General features: G+C 32.5%; 17 protein-coding genes and 1 riboswitch. Of the genes, 4 read left to right on the top strand and 13 right to left on the bottom strand.

From position 1 onward, the window contains the following. Positions 1-25 precede the first annotated feature (25 nt). Both ACQKNZ_RS11880 and ACQKNZ_RS11885 read right to left on the bottom strand, forming a co-directional pair. Positions 26-514, bottom strand: coding sequence for a hypothetical protein (locus tag ACQKNZ_RS11880; RefSeq protein WP_427659847.1), 489 nt, complete (start codon positions 512-514; stop codon positions 26-28). Between the two features lie 79 nt (positions 515-593). Then, a complete protein-coding gene (locus tag ACQKNZ_RS11885) occupies positions 594-800 on the bottom strand; it encodes a hypothetical protein (RefSeq protein WP_144536564.1) in 207 nt (68 codons plus the stop codon). A 469-nt stretch (positions 801-1,269) separates the two neighbouring features. Here ACQKNZ_RS11885 and secDF point away from each other — a divergent pair, with 469 nt between their 5' ends. Further along, positions 1,270-3,540, top strand: coding sequence for a protein translocase subunit SecDF (gene secDF / locus ACQKNZ_RS11890; RefSeq protein ID WP_427659849.1), 2,271 nt, complete (start codon positions 1,270-1,272; stop codon positions 3,538-3,540). A 91-nt stretch (positions 3,541-3,631) separates the two neighbouring features. After that, the gene (locus ACQKNZ_RS11895; protein ID WP_427659851.1) at positions 3,632-4,054 is read left to right on the top strand and encodes a hypothetical protein; all 423 of its coding nucleotides are present in this window, start codon (positions 3,632-3,634) and stop codon (positions 4,052-4,054) included. A gap of 206 nt (positions 4,055-4,260) precedes the next feature. Here ACQKNZ_RS11895 and ACQKNZ_RS11900 read toward each other — a convergent pair whose 3' ends face one another. The 3 genes from ACQKNZ_RS11900 to ACQKNZ_RS11910 form a co-directional block, all read right to left on the bottom strand. Next, positions 4,261-4,545: a 3-isopropylmalate dehydrogenase gene (locus ACQKNZ_RS11900; protein WP_427659853.1), complete on the bottom strand. Its 285-nt coding sequence runs from the start codon at positions 4,543-4,545 to the stop codon at positions 4,261-4,263. A gap of 259 nt (positions 4,546-4,804) precedes the next feature. After that, positions 4,805-5,200 (bottom strand): hypothetical protein, encoded by a 396-nt coding sequence (locus tag ACQKNZ_RS11905; RefSeq protein ID WP_340863123.1) that lies wholly within the window; start codon positions 5,198-5,200, stop codon positions 4,805-4,807. 370 nt (positions 5,201-5,570) lie between these two features. Beyond that, positions 5,571-6,170 carry a dienelactone hydrolase family protein gene (locus ACQKNZ_RS11910; RefSeq protein ID WP_427659855.1) on the bottom strand — a complete coding sequence of 200 codons (600 nt, stop codon included), beginning with the start codon at positions 6,168-6,170 and terminating at the stop codon, positions 5,571-5,573. A gap of 654 nt (positions 6,171-6,824) precedes the next feature. On the opposite strand from ACQKNZ_RS11910, the gene ACQKNZ_RS11915 reads away from it, so the two are divergent. Together ACQKNZ_RS11915 and ACQKNZ_RS11920 are read left to right on the top strand one after the other, a co-directional pair. Further along, positions 6,825-7,607: a nucleotidyltransferase domain-containing protein gene (locus tag ACQKNZ_RS11915; protein WP_427659857.1), complete on the top strand. Its 783-nt coding sequence runs from the start codon at positions 6,825-6,827 to the stop codon at positions 7,605-7,607. Between the two features lie 304 nt (positions 7,608-7,911). After that, positions 7,912-8,718: an AAA family ATPase gene (locus tag ACQKNZ_RS11920; RefSeq protein ID WP_154310868.1), complete on the top strand. Its 807-nt coding sequence runs from the start codon at positions 7,912-7,914 to the stop codon at positions 8,716-8,718. Positions 8,719-9,565: 847 nt separating this feature from the next. Here the strand turns inward: ACQKNZ_RS11920 and ACQKNZ_RS11925 are convergent. The 8 genes from ACQKNZ_RS11925 to abc-f all read right to left on the bottom strand — a co-directional run bounded on the left by ACQKNZ_RS11925 (position 9,566) and on the right by abc-f (position 17,291). Beyond that, positions 9,566-9,808 carry a hypothetical protein gene (locus ACQKNZ_RS11925; RefSeq protein ID WP_151109961.1) on the bottom strand — a complete coding sequence of 81 codons (243 nt, stop codon included), beginning with the start codon at positions 9,806-9,808 and terminating at the stop codon, positions 9,566-9,568. Between the two features lie 165 nt (positions 9,809-9,973). Then, positions 9,974-10,438 (bottom strand): hypothetical protein, encoded by a 465-nt coding sequence (locus ACQKNZ_RS11930; protein WP_427659860.1) that lies wholly within the window; start codon positions 10,436-10,438, stop codon positions 9,974-9,976. 166 nt (positions 10,439-10,604) lie between these two features. Further along, positions 10,605-11,234 (bottom strand): LysE family transporter, encoded by a 630-nt coding sequence (locus ACQKNZ_RS11935; RefSeq protein WP_427659862.1) that lies wholly within the window; start codon positions 11,232-11,234, stop codon positions 10,605-10,607. A 349-nt stretch (positions 11,235-11,583) separates the two neighbouring features. Next, the gene (locus tag ACQKNZ_RS11940; RefSeq protein ID WP_151109965.1) at positions 11,584-12,087 is read right to left on the bottom strand and encodes a GNAT family N-acetyltransferase; all 504 of its coding nucleotides are present in this window, start codon (positions 12,085-12,087) and stop codon (positions 11,584-11,586) included. Between the two features lie 209 nt (positions 12,088-12,296). Beyond that, a complete protein-coding gene (locus ACQKNZ_RS11945) occupies positions 12,297-12,743 on the bottom strand; it encodes a site-2 protease family protein (protein ID WP_151109967.1) in 447 nt (148 codons plus the stop codon). Positions 12,744-13,106: 363 nt separating this feature from the next. Beyond that, complete coding sequence (gene speD / locus ACQKNZ_RS11950; RefSeq protein ID WP_427660165.1) at positions 13,107-13,922, bottom strand: adenosylmethionine decarboxylase; 816 nt, start codon at positions 13,920-13,922, stop codon at positions 13,107-13,109. A gap of 202 nt (positions 13,923-14,124) precedes the next feature. Beyond that, a complete protein-coding gene (metA, locus tag ACQKNZ_RS11955; RefSeq protein ID WP_151109969.1) occupies positions 14,125-15,033 on the bottom strand; it encodes a homoserine O-acetyltransferase MetA in 909 nt (302 codons plus the stop codon). A 198-nt stretch (positions 15,034-15,231) separates the two neighbouring features. Beyond that, positions 15,232-15,336: riboswitch (SAM riboswitch) on the bottom strand. 89 nt (positions 15,337-15,425) lie between these two features. Then, positions 15,426-17,291, bottom strand: coding sequence for a ribosomal protection-like ABC-F family protein (gene abc-f, locus ACQKNZ_RS11960; RefSeq protein WP_427659865.1), 1,866 nt, complete (start codon positions 17,289-17,291; stop codon positions 15,426-15,428). Positions 17,292-17,363 lie beyond the last annotated feature (72 nt).

Raw genomic sequence — 17,363 nt, forward strand, 5'->3', positions numbered from 1 at the left:
AATTAACTATTGAATAATTCATTATTCAATAGTTAATTTCATCTGGACCATATTGAGTCCAACCATTATAACCTCTATATTCAAACTTTAAAAATCCATGAGGTTTTACTTCATGGATATCTAAAACAATGACAGCTTTTTTAGGTTCTACAGTATAAAAATAAGCTAAACTATTCACTGCTTTTCCACCATTATCAATGTAATAATGTAAATACAAGCTTGTATCACTTGATTTTATCTCTTTGCTGCTCCCAGTTATTTGGGTTGATTCTCCAGCTTTTAGACTTTTTATCATTCCTACTTCTTTAAAATCCAACTGATTGACGCTATATGAAAATATAAGATCAGATAGATTTTGATCACTAAAATTATTTACCTCAATAGTAACTCCATTATCATATTTCCTATACTCCCCTTGATCAATCATCTCCCAAATGTAAAAAAATAAATATACACATATTACATTCATAACTACCGCCAATGCTATAAAGAGAGCTATATTTCTTTTCTTCAAAATAACACCTCTTCCTTAGTAAGATGACAACCAAAAAACCTCCTAAAACAAACTGCCTCATTAGTTTAAGAAGAATTTCTCACTGTTCTTTCTTTTTTTTACGGTAAAAGAAACGCCATAAATAAAAGATAGACCATGCTATTACTAACAATAAAAAAGGAATATACTGATATTTTTGTTCCCCATAAAATATAAAGATGCTTCCTATTATAAACGTCGGTAACATCACATAAAACCATATTCTTACTTCCTTATTTTTAAAACTTAATTCAAATCGTTCACTCATATACTCCCTCCTCTTAAAACTTTGTACTAACCTTCCTTTAATACGTTTAAAATAAATTTAAGTTGCAATTTTACTCATTTTTCCCATTTTTATTTAAAAAATCCAGTTTATTTTTAAGCTAAGCTTCTGCTTAGGTCAATAAATAAAGCTTTACTCCCTCTTGAAGTAAAGTACTCGGTAAACAACAAAAAGAGTTTATTTTCTTGGATTAACTCGCTTTCTAGTTTATTAATTCTTTAAAGTAAAATTGACTCTTTTTTCAATGTGTTTCATAATGAAATTGTTGTATATTTACTTTAAATACATAAGTTGGACATCATTTATACATATCAGGCGCAAACATTAAAAGGATATCTTTAAAAGTTGTTGTATGTAACTCCAGAGGTTATCAAATAAATGTGACGGTCTTAAGCTGCGCTCGTTTGTTATAGATTTGTGCGTTACTTAAAGCGAGGAGGAAGAATTACATATGAAGACAAGATGGCGGATTGTCGCATTTTACCTTGTTATCGTAGTATTAGGTGCTTCTATGAGCACGACGACAAAGGGAATCTTAAACGATATTAAATTAGGTTTAGACTTACAAGGTGGATTTGAAGTTTTATATCAAGTTGAACCTCTGAAAGATGGCCCCAAAATAACCGAAAAGGATGTAGCGGCTACTGCAAATGCGCTTTTAAATCGTATTGACGTATTAGGTGTTAATGAGCCGGTTATTGAAGTAGAAGAAGGAAATCGAATTCGAGTTCAATTAGCCGGCGTTGATGATGAAACCTCTGCACGTAAATTATTATCAACAGAAGCAAATTTAACATTCCGTGACGCTGATGATAACTTAATGCTTGATGGGAATGACTTGAAAGAGGGCGGTGCAAATGATTCTTTCGATCAAAATGGAGCACCTATCGTGTCATTACAATTAAAGGACGCAAATAAATTTGCTCAAGTAACACAAGATATTCTTGCTAAAGCTCCAAACAACGTCCTTGTAATTTGGTTGGACTTTGAAGAGGGTGTTGATTCTTTCAAAGAAGAAGTATCAAAAGAAAAACCTAAATTTATATCTGCACCTCAAGTAAGTAAAGTTTTGAATACTTCAGAGGTTCAAATTTCAGGATCCTTCACAGTTGAAGAAACAAAGAATTTAGCAGGTGTTTTAAACGCTGGTGCTTTACCTGTTAAACTAACTGAAGTTTATTCGACATCCGTAGGGGCACAATTCGGTGAACATGCATTATCATCGACGGTCAATGCAGGAATTATTGGAGCAGTACTTATTTTACTATTCTTGATGTTCTACTATCGTCTACCAGGAATTGTAGCAAATCTTACGTTAGTTGTTTATGTGTATTTAAATTTATTAGTATTTGATTGGATTAACGGAGTTCTTACGTTACCTGGAATTGCTGGGCTTGTCTTAGGGATTGCAATGGCAGTTGATGCGAATATCTTAACTGCTGAAAGAATTCGAGAGGAAATTCGAATTGGTAAAACTGTTAAACAAGCTTTCGAAGAAGGAACAAAATCGTCATGGTCTGCCATTCTTGATGCGAATGTAACTTCACTAATTGCAGCAGTCGTATTGTTCTACTTCGGGACAAGTTCTGTAAAAGGATTTGCAACGATTTTAATTATCAGTATTTTAGTCAGCTTCATTACTGCTGTTTGGGGGTCTCGAGTTTTACTTGGATTACTTATTCGAAGTGGATATTTCGATAATAAAATTGGTTGGTTCGGTGTTAGAAATTCAAAAGTTCATTCGATTGAAGAAAATGTCAGTTCACTTGATCTTTCAACAAATTTTGATAGATTTGACTTCGTGCACTCACGTAGACGATATTTCACCTTCTCGATTATTTTTATTTTAATTGGAGTAATTATATTAAGTATATTTAAATTAAACTTAGGTATTGACTTTGCCAGTGGAACACGAGTTGAGGTATTAACAAACGAGCCACTAACTGAAGAACGAGTCTTAACTTATATGGAAGACTTAGGTTATCCATCTGACGATATTGTTATTTCTGGTGATACGAAAAATATCGCCGCAGTTCGTTATGTAGATGAGTTTCCTCAAGATGAAATTTTGAAATTGAAAAAAGAAATGAAGGCTGAGTTTGGAACTGAGCCAAATATAAGTGCAGTTTCTAATACAGTTGGTAAAGAACTTATAAGAAACGCGATTTATGCATTAATCTATGCAGCAATTGGAATTATTATCTATGTAGCAATTCGTTTTGAATGGAGAATGGGGATTGCTTCAATACTTGGTGTTTTACACGATATCATTCTCATGGTAGCAATTTTCAGTTTTACTCGTTTTGAAGTTGACTTAACCTTTATTGCTGCTGTTCTAACGATTGTCGGGTACTCGATAAACGACAAAATCGTAACGTTCGACCGCATACGTGAGAACTTAAATCGAGTGAAGAAAATTAATAATGAAAATGAGTTAGCGGAAATTGTAAATAAATCACTTCGTCAAACGCTTGCTCGTTCAGTAAACATTGTGTTGAATATTGCATTTGTTGTTGTTTCCCTACTTCTATTTGGTGCAGAGGCAATTCGAAACTTCTCATTTGCACTGTTCTTAGGTTTATTGGCAGGAACATATTCATCCATTTATATCTCTGCACAGCTTTGGTTTGTTATTATGAAACGAAGCATGAAGAAAAAAGGTGGAGAAATAGACGTCGAGCAAAAGAAAAAACAATGGGGAACAGACGAACCGGTTGTATAACAGTTTGGACACGAAAAGAACGGGTATTATGCCTGTTCTTTCTTTGCTCATTTTTTTCATATCACGATATTAATTCAAGGGGGGTAATCTCATGAAAAAGGTAATTGGATTAAGTTTTATTCTTTCTGCTGGTATCACATTACCTGGATGTTCAGGTATAATAGAAAATTCTATAGATTCAAGTGAAAGAGCTAATTATGAAATTGCTATTAAACAAGAAACTGGAAACGGAAGTATTGAATTATTAACACCAACTATTACAACAAAAGATAATCAATTAGAATTTATGACGGAGGGTATTGATGAAAATAAAGTGACTTTTATTTTTGTTGCCAATAAAAAAGTATTTGAACAAAAAATTAAAAATGATGAACCCTATGAACTTGACATTCAGGGTATCAAAGATGCTCATAGGACGGACTACAGGCCAAAAGTTCAACTTTGGCAAACTACCGATGATACTGAAAACGGAGATATTTTAATATTCAAACAAGCTAGATATACAGTTAAATAAGATTAGTTTTATTGTATAAAAAAGAATATAACAGATTAATTTACGGTATAAATGATGTTATTACAGTTTGGAAATGCTCAAATAGGGTTGATAAGCATCAAATTTTGATGCTCTTTTTTGACTCTTTTTGTGTCAGATGCAAAATAAAAGTAATGATCCTGTTTACCTGAAGTACCACGATTGTTGATAATCGTGAATTAGATTTTTCAGTTACTAAATTTCTTTGTTAAAGTTACTAAAATTGCTATAAATAAAACGATGACACTATTTACTATTAGATATTGTCCTAGTTGCAAACCATAAAATATTGAAAAAGCATCACGAATCATAAATACTGCTATTGCACCACCGATTGCCCCAAATAAAACTGCTAATAACAAAATTATAAAAGCGGCAAAATATAAATTTTTCTTTTTTTTATATGATAGAAATCCGATAATATTTGCACATACCATAAAAAAGCCCATAAGTATTAAGAAAAAATTAGTCATTTAACTCCCTCTTTTCTCTAATATGATAAAAATGTCTAATCTCTAATAAAGTGCTGTGTTATTTTAAGTGTAACATTTCACATTGTATTAGTGAGGTCACTTCTAATGTTTGGTCATAAAAATAGACCATCGAAATGAACTGCCCCGTAAATGTTAGACACCAACTAACATTTACGGGGCAGTTCAAATTGATGGACTTGTTGATAGTTAGTAAATACATCCTGCTTGCGTTAGTTCAATAAAAAGTATTTTTAATCTTTTACTCCTCTGAAAGAGTAATTCCCATTATTTGATCGGTAAAGAGTATAAAACTCTCTTTTTTCATTACCTTGTCGGGATGTGTAAAAGGAATTATTTCAACATTATTTAGTAAAATCATACCTGTCATATTTATAAACTTTTGATTATCCATTCTAAATATTATTTCCTCTGATTCAAGTACCGCACGATCTAATAAAGGTAATTTCCCTTTATCAGGTTCTTCTGTATTGATTTTGTCAGTAACTATATAACAATTTGAAGTTAAGATGATTACTTTTCTTTTATTTACTTTTTCCTTTTGTAGTTCATTTAACATAGCTTGTATAACTACAATGTCTAACTTCTTCATATCTTGATATTGATTCAATTCATGCCCAGTTATCGTAAAATTCATATTTAATCCTCCTATTGTTATCAATTCTTATTTTACCTTATTTATCCAATTATATCAATTAGTTTTCTAAATTTTCGTTCAACTAAACTGCCTATGTAGGTTAATAAAAACTATACAGAAGGTATTAATGTTCTACTTTTTTTCTTTGACAACTTGCAATGAATTAGCTACCCAAAAAAGAATTGTAATGATTGCAATAATATATATGTTTGGTTCTATATCTGAAATAATAGTATATAAAGTTAAAAACCCAAGAAACATAGCCATACTACTAATATTTGTGCTTGTAAAAAGTTTAGAAAAAAATTTCAATTACAACACTCCTAGTGATTTACTTGTTGTTGTCTTTACCTTTGACAATTAATTGGAATTAAAGTAAATTTTGAAAGAAAAGCACCATTTGGTTAGCTGCTTTTTGTGCTGACTCCTTGTTATAATTAGAAGAATAAGGGTCACCAAATCCATGTTGACCAGTAAATTTAAATATCTTAATTTTTCTTTTATCTAAAACTGAAATTAACTCATCGACATTAAATGATTTTTCTTCTAGTGGAAAGAATAGCATTGTTGGTGATTTCGGTGTAATGCTTACAAAATTTCTAATACGTGAACCATAGTACCCAACTATTGCATCAACAGATTCTTCCTCACTACATAACCAAGCTAAAGTGGCACCAACACTAAACCCAACAACATATATTCTTTTGTATTTATTTTTAATATCCAATAATACAGCTTTTATTTTACGTAATGCATTTTCAAAACCTACGTTCTCCATAAAATGATGATAAGCTAATTCTTCTTGAGAATAATCAAAAGGTACATCACTTCCTAATAAATTTGGACAAATAACATCAAAATTCTGTTCTGATAAAAATTCACAAAAACTTTTCATATGTTGGTTAATACCATATATTTCGTGTATTAAAATAATTGCAGTATCAGACTTTGTATGCTTTAATTCAATCATTTGTTCCTCCTGAAAAGCTATTCTTATTAGAGAATTTAATAAGATATTATATCATTGCTTCTTCAACTAAACTGCACCGTTTGTTCAATAAAAAAGGCTTTACTCCTTCTTTAAGTAAAGCACACTTTAGTTCAACAAGATATTATTCAAATGTAATCAATTGAAATAACTCCATCTCTAATTGTTATAAAATTCTTATTATACTTGGATGTTAACTAAAGGATTATTTTAGTTGAATAAGAAGGCATATAGAAATGATAAAACTATCTGATTGTAATTTTATTAGACGAATTAGAAAAGTTTCATTATGCAATATTAGCAATGAATGATGAACAAAAAGTGTGGAAAAGATTGTTTGGTTGCTAAAAAACTAAAAGATTTGTATTCGGAGTCACAGTAACCTTCTATACCGATTATCTGTGCCAAAATTTTATTTGAGCTGTTTTTTACCAAAACAGAATGGAACAACGTTTAGATGGGTTTATTTTTTTTATTTTACAATCTTATATATAGTAGTTAGAAATATGAGGTGCTTTAATGTTAGCAATCTACTAATATAAAAATGGTTTACATCCCATAAATACCCTATAATTGGGACAATACAAAAAAATAAAAAGAGATGGGAAGAAATCCAAAATGAATACTATTAATGACATGATTATGAAGATTTCATCTGTTTTTTCTCAGTTAGAAGAAGTGGAAGGTGTTGTGCTCTCTGGCTCTCTTTCAACAAATAGCCAAGATGAACATTCTGATATAGATTTGTATATATATAGTGATCAAGAAATCCCTACCAGCACTCGCAAGAAATTGTTAGAACCGTTTTCTGATTATATGGAGATTAATAACCAGTATTGGGAAACAGAAGATGATGGAAAGCTAAATGAACCCAATATTGGTATAGAAATTATATATAGAAATTATGCTGGCATTGAGAATGAACTTATGAAAACGGTAGTCAATTTCCAGGCTCAAGTCGGTTACTCCACTTGCTTATGGAGTAATTATTTAAATTCCAAAATACTATATGACCAAAATGGTAAATTAAAGAAACTACAGGATAAAATTAACGTAGCCTTTCCAGAAGAATTAAAAGAAAATATCCTTAACAAAAATTACCCCTTATTGCGAGACAGTGTTACATCCTACTATTGTCAAATCGAGAAAGCTCTAAAAAGAAAAGACTATATAAGTATAAATCATAGGGTTGCTGCATTACTTGCAAGTTACTTTGATATCTTATTTGCGATTAACGAGTTGCCACACCCTGGAGAAAAAAAGTTAATTAAGATCGCACAAAAAACATGCAAATATTTACCAGACAAGATGGAAGAAAACATAATCATGATTCTTAGCTACAATACCATAACACTATTAAATGACATAAATGAACTGGTTGACAATTTAGACAAACTGTTAAAAAGTAATAACTTATAACCTTATCGAGTTGAGGTCCAGTTGATCAATAATTAATACAAAGTAAAAAACTGGCTGTTAGAATTGAGAATCGATTGTGTTTAATAGCAGCTAATAGAAATTTAATAGGTATCCATCATCGTGCGCTTTAGTTAGTCTAATACAACCCTGTAATACCTCAAAGACTAGGTTTTCCTATACTTTAGGAGAATAAGCATTTATGAAAAACATAATTCAACCCTCACACTAAATTTCTGGAACCGTGGTAAAAAGATGATATTATTGATGATAGCTATTCATTTTTCCAAAAGGAAGGTTTACCCATATGATATATCTGAAAAGCTTCAAACTTCCTCCCCATACAGTCAAGAATCCAAATGCCTATCCATACAATGTGTTTAGAAAAATAACTGGAGAAGTGTTAATCTTCAATAACATTACAGTATTGTATGGTAACAACGGTTCTGGTAAGTCCACTCTGTTAAATTTAATGGCAAACAAGCTGAAAATTACAGGGGCTGAGGAAATCACAAATAATATCTATAACAAATACCCGTTAGATTACATTTCGGATTGTTCTTACGGACTAGGTGAAAATAAGAGTGACGGAGAGTCAGATCGAATACCGCATAGTTTGTACATCAAAAGCGAAGATATTTTATATGAGATCAAGAAGATTCAACAGGAGGCAGTTCTTAAGGAAGGTTACCTGTACCAACACTCTCGATTGGGATATACTAAGGAGCATTTGGAAAAGTTGAAACATTCTTCAGAGATGTACAAACAAATCGAGATTATGAAGTTTTCTAATGAAAAGTATTCTAACGGTGAGACATCCATCCAGATATTTGATGAGTATCTTGTCCCAAATGGATTATACTTGCTCGATGAACCTGAAACATCTCTTTCACCTACAAACCAAATTCAGCTGGCAGAAGAAATCAATAAACTGGCAAGATTTTTTAACTGTCAGTTTATTATAGCGACACACTCTCCATTTATGTTGGGAACACTAGATGCTAAAATTTATAGTCTTGATGCACCCCTTTTGAGAACATATATATGGACTGAACTTGAAAACGTAAGATTTTTTTACGACTTTTTCAAAAATCGTAAGAATGAATTTGAATAATCAGCAGAAACATCTATGGACACTTCAGAACGCATATAATAGCCAACAAACAATCTTATAATCTTCTAATTCGTTTGCCAAGGTCATTATACGAATTTCCAACTGAACTGGAACTAGCGCTTAGAGGCTCATCAACGACTTTTGGTAAAAACCATTTTAACTCATATAGAGTTTCTTACTGAACAGGTGCTAAATCAAGAGGTGGCTACTAGACTATCCTCCCACCAAGAAGATTTCGAGAAGGTTGGATTCCATTCCCGACATCGCCACTCGAATGGCTGAGCAAACCTTAGCCAAAGTTGCTACGGATATCGTGAAACAATTCTCTAGCGTCGCTCATTAGTGTTCTTGAGCTGGGTTAGTACCAGGACATAACGAGAGTGCCGTTAAGTGATAATCAACCAAAAAAAAGGTAACAAATACTTGAAATCTGCAATATGCAGTGACCTAAAGAAATAAGACAAATAAAAACACCTTTCCTTGAAAATCGGGTATAACAATACCTAACTTATCTACGTGGAGGTGTTTTTCTATGGGAAAAAGATAAGTTATCTAGCTGAACTAAAAATGAAGGCCATCTAAATGAGATTGGACGGAATGCAAGTTAAGCAAGTCGAATATGGCCTGTTACCATGTCTAATAACGTGAAAGAAAGATTACCACATGGCCTCTCTTACTATACGGAGCATATACCTTTCCAATAATCGCTAAAAGTACTCTAATCGATTTAATTCCATTATTCAAAAATTTCGTCCCCTACACTCACTCCCTCCATCATTCTCCCCCCTCGAGTTAGTTGGATAAAATAAAAAGAACGCCCCCTGTGGACGTTCCTCTGCTGATACACTTATTTGTTTTTAATATAGTCCATACCTTGCGCTGTTATCGCTAAAACTAGGTTATCTGACCCTTGCCCGTTATCTATGGCATATTCCTTTTCAATAAGGTATTCAATAGCTTGTTTGCTATTGAGATCAGTATTTACCATTGCTTTAGGTAATACATAGCTTCCGCCATTATTAGCAAAATGATACTCATACAGACTTTGTAACAATACATCCGATAGTTTGTTTATTTCTTCGTTAGTCAAGAATGATCCCTCCTCAATAATCAATATACATCACAAGAGAAAAAAATTCTTTATTTTTGCTTTCTCCATATAATGTTAATCATACAATGAGAAATAGTACCAAACCGTATGTTGACCAATATTGTTTACTAATTAGCTCATAAAACTAAACACATCATAAGTTAGTTATTGTGTTCCATGTTTATCTAAAGCAAAGGAAGCACGCCTTCGCACATACTCCTGTTCATCATTTAGAAAATCACTTAAATACATTCTTATCAATAAGTTTTCTCCCTTGATTTCTCCGAGAGCATAAGCAACTTGCCATTTTGCATCGGCATCACTATAAATTAAAGCATACTTAGTTAATGATAAAAGTTGATTAGGTAAGTCTATAAGGTTTTCTATGATATTCTCGACTTCATTATCTCTTGCTAGTATATAAAGAAAATCTTCAATAAGTTCTTCGTTCCATCGCTCAACTGATAACTCTTGAAGTAAATTTCCTGTGTGATGGTATTGCCAGTTCCAGTTTGGGTATTCTGTTTCCCATTCTTCAGAGGATTTATCAGCTTTGCGAGCCCATCTTTTAAAATCAGAAACTCCATTTTTAAAGAGTAATACAAGTTCCTCTTCTCCCATTCCATACATACCTCACCTTCTTTATACTTTCATTGCAAAAACTTTATCAGCTTGTTCAACTAACCTGTAACATTTCACAGTGGTTCAACGAATTCTACTTGTTATTTATAATGTAAAAATAGACCATCGATAATGATGGTCTTGTGTAACTTCAGCACCCGTTCGTGAAAAAGTATTATATATTTAACTTCAAACTTTGAATGAACTCATATACAAAATACCCCGCAAAACCTATTAATAATATCCCCGATATTATTGTTAACCATTTAATCATATTTCTATTTAGTGCTTTCCTTGTAATCGATATAATAGTGAGTAATCCAATGTCGTGTAGCAATATTCCACTTAAAATTCCTAATGCAACAATGAAAAAATGACTTTCATCGCTGGCATAGTTTTTAGCAAGTACTACTCCAAATACATTTACCCAAAAAACTAGATTCCCTGGAGATATGGCCACAAGAAGTCCGTTCTTAAATGAGCTAAAAAAAGACTTTGTTACTTTTTCTCCAGATAAAGTAATATCTTTATCAGCATTTTTAATTGAATCGTAACCTATGTACAATAAAAACAGAGCTCCAATAAGCCACATCGGAATTTGGATAATAGGCAGCGCTAAGATAGAAGCAAGTCCTGTTGATAGTAAAATGATTAGCACAAAATCAATTGTCATACCACCTAACCCTACTGCCCATCCATGTATAAATCCATTTTTCAATCCTTGCTTCGTCATTTCGACTGTAATTGCGCCTACAGGCATTGCAATGGCAAGTCCCACCATTACATAAGCAAAATACAAACTCACAATGAACACTTCTCTCAAAAGTAAAAATAAATACCCTCATATGTCCGTTTATATGAATTATTATACAGAATAAAGTATAGTATATTCAACCTCTTATACTAAACTTTTTCGTTAGTAGAATTTTAATATTTCACACTGATAAACAAATCATCGAAATGAAACACATCTTCAATTAAAAATCACAATCTCAGTTATACTTCTACTTTTCAAAATTTCATATTTACTTATGCACCTATAATAGAACTAGAATGTTGGGAACAACTATTAATGCTATAGACCTTGGTAATAATACAAAAAAACGAGGCACCATTGCCAAATGATGCCTCGTTTCATTCTACGTTAATTTATTTTAAACAAATCTCCAAAAATATAATTCATCTGTTTCTTTATAAATTTTCGCCCCACATTTTTCTAAAACTCTATGCGATGGAATATTGTCTTTATCCGTATCAGCAATAACATACATAACATCGGCCTGATTTAGCAACCAGTTTTTCATGTTATTAATAGTTTCCGTCATATAGCCGTTCCCTTGATATTCTGGAAGAGTATAGTACCCTATTACTACTTCACCATTTTCATTAGGAAGACCTTTTAACATTACTCCACCAACACTACAGTTTTGATCTTTCGAAACGATTAACCAATTGGTATACCAAATATAATTTTCTTCATCACTTAACAGTTTTGAAAGTCTAATTTCCATAGCTTGTTTAAGATCCGAACTAAGAAATCTATTTGATTCATTGATAGATAAACTCTGTTCCATTTTCTTTGGATTATCAATTAGTAATCTTAGATTTTCTGCAGTCAGTGGAATTAATATTAATCTTTCTGTGTCTAATTCAATCATTATTACACTCCTATCATAATTTTGTACGTCATTTTATAGACAAAAACAAATTTAAAAATAGGTATATGTTATTGGCAGCTACTCCCATTAAAATTTATCCAAAATAAAGGTAGCATTACACTTTGCCGTCCAATATTGTATGGTCATTAAAGTTTATCATTCCAGAAATATCCTGTCTATTCCAATATGTTTTTACTATTAACCTCTAACTAATTCTTATATAGTTCTATTAATTGTTTACCGTCCGTAGCACCTATTATTGTATTAAGTGGAATTAGATTGATTAAAACAGTTAGATACGATACAAAAATAAAACTATCCAAATAGTTTCTAAAAACTAGGAATTCATAACCAGTTAATAAGTGAAGTACTATAGCAGAAATAAAGTTAAAGAAAACTCCCCCTAAGTAATAAAATGTTTTTTGGCTTTTACTTAATTTCTCATGGTTTTCTGAAAAAACTCTTCCTCCAAAGAAGTAAACTTTTTTTATGAGAAAATTATTAATCTGTAAAAGTGTATTACCATTCCCTATAGAGAACTCACTTACTTTCGCACCAAATATTTTCAAAAAAAATGCGTGTCCAGCTTCGTGAATGAGTGCAATAATTGGGCTAATAAACAAAGTAATAATTATGAAGTTTATTAAAAAGTCCATCTTTTCATCCCCTTTCTAACATTTACGGAGAAAGGGTTAAAATGTTTCGAATATTTCTGAATATTAATTTTCAGCCTAATTATTTCATGAAGTAAGAGTCGTATAAGTAGTTCACTGAACATTAAATGATAAATCAACCTTTTTTATGACTATTGTCTTACAACTGGTTTATTCGGCTATAAAATTTCTATCCGGTCATAAACCGGGTCTTTCCGGTCATAAATTTTTTTATCCGGTCATTAACCTGGTCTATCCGGTCATAAATTTTTCTATCCGGTCATAAACTTGGTCTATCCGGTCATAAAGTCCATTCTCCCCACAAATGAAAAGCTCTGAGTAATTTACTCAGAGCTTTATTCAATTTTATTCTGATCGAGTCATGTTTTTTGCGTAAAAGATTTCGTCCATTTCTGTTTTTAGCTTTTTCGTTATCAATATTTTTTCTTCTTCTGAAAGTTCATCTTCGTTGTAGCCAAATAGGTAATTATTCAAGTCAAACTGCTTTAGCTTACATTTAGTATGAAAAATATTTTCCTGATAAACATTAACATCGATCATATGGTAAAATTCCTGCAAAGCATCTGGGATATAATTTTGAATGGAATTAATATCGTGATCTATGAATAATTTATGGCCTTTCACATCTCTCGTGAACCCTCTCACTCGATAATCCATGACCATCACATCAGTTTCAAAGGAATGAATCAAATAATTTAGTGCTTTTAATGGAGAAATTTCTCCGCAAGTAGAAATATCTATATCTGCTCTAAAAGTACTGATTCCTTCATCCGGGTGATATTCCGGATAAGTATGAACAGTAATATGGCTTTTATCTAGGTGACCAAGTACAGTTTCTGGTATTGGCCCCGGAGATTGCTTAAATGATTCTATCGGTGTTTGATCGACAGGTCCTTCCGATACTAAAATGGTTACACTTGCACCCTGCGGCTCGTAATCCTGCTGTGCAATATTTAATATATTCGCTTCTATAATTTCGGATACTTTGGTTAGTATATTAGTTAAGCGTTCAGCGTTATATTGCTCATCAATATATTCTATATATTTTTCCCTTTCTTCCTTGGTTCTCGTATAACAGATATCATACATATTAAAGCTTAATGTTTTCGTTAGATTATTAAACCCATGTAACTCGATTCTTTGTTTTGGTGTCAAACTCATAGACTTAACCTCGCTTCCAATAAAGTGTAAATCAATACCATTAAAAATATGTTTCTTTGTATAATACAATGTCTCTTCTCTTTTGTTTTCCCTAATATCTGAATAAATAAAACTAAAAATAAGAAAAACTCCTGTTTATTTAAACAGGAGTTCAATATACAAGACAAATATTACTTTCTTTCTGACTGTACAATAGAACATATTATTCCCAATCATAAGGAGTAGCTTGGTATACATAGTAATTTAACCAGTTTGAAAATAACAGATGCGTATGGGCTTTCCATGTATTCAATGGTTGACTAGAAGGATCATTATTTGGGAAATAGTATTTAGGCATCTCAACCTCTATTCCTTTGTTGAGATCTCTATTATATTCCTCTGCCAAAGTATGTGCATCATACTCTAAGTGACCAGTCACCATCACAAATTTGTTGTCATTCGATTTCACAAGAAATACTCCAGCTTCCTCAGAATTGGCAAGGATGGTTAAGTGTTCATTCCTTTCAATTTCTTCCCTTGAAACAGAGGTATAACGGGATACTGGGGCATTAAATTTGTCATTAAATCCTCTTACTAGATCCTCCACCTGATTAGTTAAAATGTGTCTAAACACTCCTGAACACTTTTGAGTAAGAGGAAATTTATCAATTCCATAATGATAATAAAGAGCTGCTTGGGCACCCCAGCAAATGTGTAACGTTGAGGTCACATTCAATTTAGACCATTCCATGATTTCCTTCATCTCTCTCCAGTAATCTACCTCTTCGAATGGAAGTTGCTCAATTGGAGCACCAGTAATAATCATGCCATCATACTTTTTTTCCTTAATTTCATCAAATGTCGAATAAAATGTATTTAGATGAGTTTTACTAGCATTTTTAGATTCGTATGTTGCTGTATTCATAAATGTTATATTTACTTGTAATGGTGTATTACCTAAAAGTCTTAATAACTGTAGCTCTGTTTTTTCTTTTTCAGGCATTAGATTGAAAATAACGATGTTGAGTGGACGAATATCTTGTTTATATGCTCTCTCTTGATCCATAACAAAGATTTTCTCTTCTTTTAATAACTTTGTTGCTGGTAATTGTTTTGGAATATTAATAGGCAATTTATTTCCTCCTTATAGAAAAGCATTAGAACTAACGTTTGTATAGTGAAAACATAGGTAAAATTACAAAGCAATTCAGATTTTACTTGAACCTTGTGGGTAAACTCTGAGCTTGACAACCAAAAACCAGATACCTCTTTCAAACAAAAACGCCCCTCTTTCCATGTAAGAAAAGAGGGGCATAAAGTTGCTCTTTAGCTCTTATCTTCCAAGATAATGTCTTGTAGGAGTTAGCACCTTTCTGTATAACAGAGGTTGCTGAAGCTTCAACGGGCCTAATCCCTTCGCTTCTCTTGATAAGAATATTTAATTGTTATAATTATTTGTCAATAAATAATATTAGCATGGTCTCTTATTTATATCAACCCATTTTCAAGAATAGCCTATTAATCTCATAGTTCTAACCACTTCTCCATTAATTGTTCCAACTGCTCTTCTGCGTGTAATTTCTTCAAGCTTAATGACTCATAGTTTGACCAGTCTGCCTCTACGTTAATCTGATTTTCTAAGTCACTTATTATCTTCTCTAGCTCATTTATTTGGTGTTCTAGTGGAACCTTATTTTCTTGTTTAGTGGTTGGTGATTTTTTTATGGGCAGCTGCTCCTTTATTTCTTTCTCCGAATTTTGTTTAGAGCTAAATTCAACCCATTTTTCTCTTGCCCATTCAAACGGGCCTTCATAAGTTGTAAGCTTGCCATTCTCTAGCCAAACAGTTCTTGAAAATAGTTTATTTAAGAAATATCTATCATGGGAAACAGCAATAATTGTTCCACTAAAATCATCCAATGCTTCTTCTAACACCTCACAAGAATCAATGTCCAGATGGTTAGTTGGTTCATCTAATATTAAACAATTGATGTCTTGATGCATTAACTGTGCTAGACGAAGACGCATTCTTTCTCCACCGCTTAAATCAGCAATTCTTTTGAAAACATCGGGTCCGTAGAACATAAACTTCGCTAAAATGTGGCGCGCTTCTCCTTCACTAACGTTCACTTTACCTCTGAAAATATCTATCAATCGAGCTTTTGGATCTCCTATTTCAAAATGTTGAGAAAGGTAGCCAAGTCTTACATTACTCCCAAATCGAGCTTCCCCTATATCAATTGTTTCTTCCCCTCTGAGAATATTTAATATGGTTGTTTTACCCGTTCCATTTCTTCCCACTATAGCAAGTCGATCTTTCCAATAAACATGCATATTTGTGTCATTTAAAATCTTTTTATCTCCAAAGCATTTGGAGACGCTCTCCATTATTACTACTTCTTTTCCACTTCTAGGTGCTGCGTCAAATGTCAGGTTCATTTTTTTAGGATCTATCAAAGGCTTTCGAACCTTTTCCATACTTTCTAGAGCTCGTTCCATATTTCTTGCTTGTCGATGAAGTCCTGCATTTGGAGGAACAGCCTGGTTAGCCCAAATTTTTAATCTCTTAATGGCTTCTTTCATTTTTTTTATCTTTTTTTGTTGTTCCTCATATTGCTGGAATTCACGAGTGAGCCTTTCTTCCTTCTCTATTAAAAACGAAGAATAATTACCATGATAAAGCGTTAACATCCCGTCCTCAAGATCGGCAACATTAGTGACAACCTTATCCAGGAAATATCGGTCGTGTGAAATTAAAACTACAGTGCCTGAATAGTTAACCAAATATTCCTCTAGCCACTCTATAGCATACAAATCTAAATGATTGGTCGGCTCATCCAAAAGTAATAACTGTGGACTGGTTAGAAGAAGCTGTCCAAGCATTATTTTTGTTTGCTCACCACCACTTAAACTTGAAAAAGGCTGATTGACAAAGCCACTTAGCTGTAACCCTTGAATTACTTTATCAATTTCAGAGTCAATACCGTATCCACCCTGTAAAGTGAATTTTTCCTGAATATCCCCATACTGTTTTAAGAGCTTTTCTAATATCTCGGAATCAGCTACTGCAAGCTCATGTTCTAGTTCGCTCATCTTTTGCTGAAGAAGCCTTATATCCTCAAAAGCATCATATAGCAGATCTTTCCCTGTAATATGATTTTCAAAAGTGGGGATTTGAGCAAGATAACCTATTTTTGTCCCTTTTTTGAATGTTATCGTACCTTGATCTGGTTTTTCAATACCTGCAATCAATTTAAAAAGAGTTGTTTTACCGCTTCCATTTCTACCAACTATCCCTAATTTGTCTCCAGACCTTATATCCAAGGTTAAATCCTCAAATATTGTGTTTCCACCAAGCATTTTACTAATTTCCTGTATTTTACATATCATTATAATTCGCTTCCTCTCCAAAATATAGCTGGAAGCATTTTTCTGCATACAAAAAGACTGCTCCATAAGCGA

Source organism: Psychrobacillus sp. NPDC093200 (assembly GCF_050280345.1).
Classification (GTDB): Bacteria; Bacillota; Bacilli; order Bacillales_A; family Planococcaceae; genus Psychrobacillus; species Psychrobacillus faecigallinarum.

Bases quoted from the DNA above. Each gene is read 5' to 3' on its own strand.
- ACQKNZ_RS11885 (WP_144536564.1), bottom strand. From the start codon at position 800: ATGAGTGAACGATTTGAATTAAGTTTTAAAAATAAGGAAGTAAGAATA.
- secDF (WP_427659849.1), top strand. From the start codon at position 1,270: ATGAAGACAAGATGGCGGATTGTCGCATTTTACCTTGTTATCGTAGTA.
- ACQKNZ_RS11895 (WP_427659851.1), top strand. From the start codon at position 3,632: ATGAAAAAGGTAATTGGATTAAGTTTTATTCTTTCTGCTGGTATCACA.
- ACQKNZ_RS11900 (WP_427659853.1), bottom strand. From the start codon at position 4,545: ATGACTAATTTTTTCTTAATACTTATGGGCTTTTTTATGGTATGTGCA.
- ACQKNZ_RS11905 (WP_340863123.1), bottom strand. From the start codon at position 5,200: ATGAATTTTACGATAACTGGGCATGAATTGAATCAATATCAAGATATG.
- ACQKNZ_RS11910 (WP_427659855.1), bottom strand. From the start codon at position 6,170: ATGATTGAATTAAAGCATACAAAGTCTGATACTGCAATTATTTTAATA.
- ACQKNZ_RS11915 (WP_427659857.1), top strand. From the start codon at position 6,825: ATGATTATGAAGATTTCATCTGTTTTTTCTCAGTTAGAAGAAGTGGAA.
- ACQKNZ_RS11920 (WP_154310868.1), top strand. From the start codon at position 7,912: ATGATATATCTGAAAAGCTTCAAACTTCCTCCCCATACAGTCAAGAAT.
- ACQKNZ_RS11930 (WP_427659860.1), bottom strand. From the start codon at position 10,438: ATGTATGGAATGGGAGAAGAGGAACTTGTATTACTCTTTAAAAATGGA.
- ACQKNZ_RS11940 (WP_151109965.1), bottom strand. From the start codon at position 12,087: ATGATTGAATTAGACACAGAAAGATTAATATTAATTCCACTGACTGCA.
- ACQKNZ_RS11945 (WP_151109967.1), bottom strand. From the start codon at position 12,743: ATGGACTTTTTAATAAACTTCATAATTATTACTTTGTTTATTAGCCCA.
- speD (WP_427660165.1), bottom strand. From the start codon at position 13,922: ATGAGTTTGACACCAAAACAAAGAATCGAGTTACATGGGTTTAATAAT.
- abc-f (WP_427659865.1), bottom strand. From the start codon at position 17,291: ATGATATGTAAAATACAGGAAATTAGTAAAATGCTTGGTGGAAACACA.